The following is a 1,523-nucleotide window of genomic DNA, read 5'->3' on the forward strand; positions in this document are numbered from 1 at the left end:
GATTAGTATAGACAACATAGTCGCCGGCGTAATACTTTATTTTTTGTTCAACCGGCTTAACCTTCACCTGGGTGTGAAGATAGTGGCCTTCAAAAGGTTTAGCAGGCGACTTATAATCTTCAATATAATAAGCCTGCACTTCTACTTCCGTGTCAGCCTGGATTTGTTTCATTTGAACCCCATTAAGCTTAAGCAGATTGATTACTTTTTCCCAGGCCTGAGGGATGATGTAGGCTATTGGTTTTTCAACGGTGACAGTTGGAACATATTTATCCCAGTACTTAATGTCTTTTTCGAAAGGTGCATTGCGGTCGTAATATAAACGATCAATACTGCTCACTTCACTTGGTTTGTTTTTCGCTGCGTAACCTTTGAATCTGATCGTTGACGAAGCTTCTTTATTCAAGGCCCATTGAAGATTGAATTTAGCTAGGTCTTTTACCTGAGCGTCGGCCTTCTTTTTAATAGTGCCAATTTCTTTCGCATCCCTTTGTACAATACGGATCACATTAGCCATAAACTGGTAGGTGCTTTCCACGCGCTGTGCGAAAGGCTTAAGCATATGTGTTTCAGGCATAAAGCCAATAGTGTTATGTAAAGCTGCGTAACCTGTGGAGTAGCGGGATATTTCCAGAAATCCAACTATCCCCGCATCCGGGCTTTCTTCGACGCTGTTAACATAAGGTATCATCTCAAAGCCAGCTTCTTTCATGCCTTTGTAAAGGTCAGGTATCATTTGCTTGCTCGCGTATTCCGATAATATAGGATTCAGCTTATCCTTTTGGGGATGAATTAATGTCATCACATACTGATAATCGGCGCCATTACTCGTGTGGTTATCTACAAAGACTTCCGGTTGCCAGGTATTGAAAATCTCCTGAAAGCTGCGGGAGTTTTTCGAATCTGTCTTGATAAAATCCCGGTTAAGATCGAGGTTCTGGTAATTTCCGCGGAAACCGTAAGATTCAGGGCCATTTTGATTAGCCCGGGAAGTTCCCCGGTTCAGCATCCCATCAATATTGTACACGGGTATGATGCAGATTACAACATCCTTAGGTAGTGAATTATTGGCAAGCATATCCCTGGCGAGCATCATCGAAGCGTCAATTCCCTCTGGCTCTCCGGGATGTATCCCATTGTTGATTAACAGGATACTTTTATTTGCCTTACGAATCTCTTCAGGATCAAATAGCTTATCGTGGGAAAGAATAACCAGGTTCAGATGTTTTCCGATATCAGTAGGGCCGTATTCAAGAAACCGCATATGCTCATACTTTGCATCCAGGTCTTTGTAATAATCGATTGTTTCCTGATAAGTAGCAGTTACATTTCTGCTATTATTCTTTTCAAAAGGTGTTAATTGCGCCATACAAATTACAAAGGATGCGGTAAAAATTAAGGTCAGAAATACTTTTTTAACGAGGATCATCATTTACTTAAAGCATCTATTTGTTCAGCAAGATTCCTGTCTTTAGCAGTGATTTTGTCGCCCTCGCTATGCGTGCTTAAACTAATGCTTACTT

At 41.2% G+C, this 1,523-nt stretch carries 1 protein-coding gene; it reads right to left on the reverse strand.

The features are described 5' to 3' along the window. Positions 1-1,369, reverse strand: a 1,369-nt coding sequence (locus tag WBJ10_RS11275) for a M14 family zinc carboxypeptidase (protein ID WP_424290337.1), incomplete at its 3' end; no start/stop codon positions are given. Between the last annotated feature and the right edge of the window lie 154 nt (positions 1,370-1,523).

This window comes from Daejeonella sp., assembly GCF_049655485.1.
Lineage (GTDB): Bacteria > Bacteroidota > Bacteroidia > Sphingobacteriales > Sphingobacteriaceae > Daejeonella.